This window comes from bacterium (assembly GCA_040757115.1).
Lineage (GTDB): Bacteria > UBA9089 > CG2-30-40-21 > CG2-30-40-21 > SBAY01 > JBFLXS01.
In genome coordinates, this window is the sequence record JBFLYA010000423.1 from 1 (window position 1) to 1558 (window position 1558).

At 35.0% G+C, this 1558-nt stretch carries 1 protein-coding gene; it reads right to left on the reverse strand.

The features are described 5' to 3' along the window. Positions 1-131: 131 nt before the first annotated feature. Positions 132-1558, reverse strand: a 1427-nt coding sequence (locus tag AB1422_19340; GenBank protein MEW6621456.1) for a hypothetical protein, incomplete at its 5' end; no start/stop codon positions are given.

Consider the following 1558-nt stretch of genomic DNA (forward strand, 5'->3'; position numbering starts at 1 on the left):
AATAAATTATCAAAGAGCAGATTATGTTAACAAGATTTATCTCAAATTTTAGTTTTTTTAAATTTAGTTATATCTTGCTGGGGGATAGTCTGTCTTTTTTTACTTGACATTATACCGCACATCTTTTAAAATTAATGTATCTGTCTTTGAGATTGACATATAGGACAATAAATAGTTGGAGGTGGAATAGACAAATTTAACTCACCGTCCATAATGCAACCAACACCGGGAATATGATCACCTACAATATTTACATCATGACCACATTCATGGGCAATCACACAATCAATATGTTGTGGATTTCCTCCATGGAAAAGAATTCTATCTACATAAATAATAGCATGATCTAATCCATTAGGAGTACCTAAATAGCATACTCCAAGAATTTGACTTGTGATATCTCCTCCATCTCCTCCATTATCTAACCAAATTCCACATTGACTATTTCTACCATTAAAATTTATTTTCCGCTTGCTCACTCCTATTCCACTCCATTCATTATTATTTATACTACGGATGGTAAATCCAAGAGCTCCAATATTTCCTAAACCAACTCCATCCTCATCAAAAATAAATAAATCTTTTTCATTTGGATTAATTCTTGTATGTGCTCCACTTATCATAAAACCTCTATACTCTTCATACCGAATTAATCCATCACCAAGGTTAGCTCCTGCAGGCACATTATCATCATCATCCGTAGCATTACCCTCATTGTATGGCCATGCATCTGCGATGTAGTTATTATCATCATCTTTTGGTATATTAACCTCTCTTTGTGGGGTATTTCCTTCTACATGGGCTATGGCTACCTTATTTTCTACTTTCGCCTTTGCCTTTATCTTTCCATATCCACCATAATCAAATGATGAAACTATTATAGTCTGTGAATTTACATCAGATATTGTCTTTGCACTCATGTTTCTATTATAAATACTTAAGTTTGATTGTGGTGGCATGAACTTTAAATCTTTATCTGTGCCTTTACCTCCATTTAAACAATATCCTGGCTCTTTGGAGATGCCAAATAAATCAAATTCAATCTCCCCTACCACATCATCAGGTAATATCCTACAAGTAATATCAGTAAAGTTATCCTTTTCGGGTAACCATCCAGAATTACATTCACTTATAATCGCATCAAATACTGTTACATATATCTCGTCAAAATCTCCCCCATGAGAGCATTCAATAGAAGCTTCTATAAAGACTCTTCCTGGACCAGGGGGATAAATAAAATAAGTTGGTCCATGTCCTTCTGGGAATTCATGCTCCCCACCTTCTGCTAAATATTCTATTGCACTCCACACTATATTCTCATTTATCTCACCACATTCATCACAATACGCCTCAGCGGTACATTTTATCTCCTCTCCTACTACATAATAACTATCATTAGCTGGTGTAGTAATCATTACATTTGGTCTTGGATATTCGGTCGTCATCCCACCCTGTAACACACCACAAATTACATACAATCCATATCCGTAATATGGATCTAATATTATCCAGCCCATACCATACCAATCATTATACATAAAGGCACGCTTTGGAATGG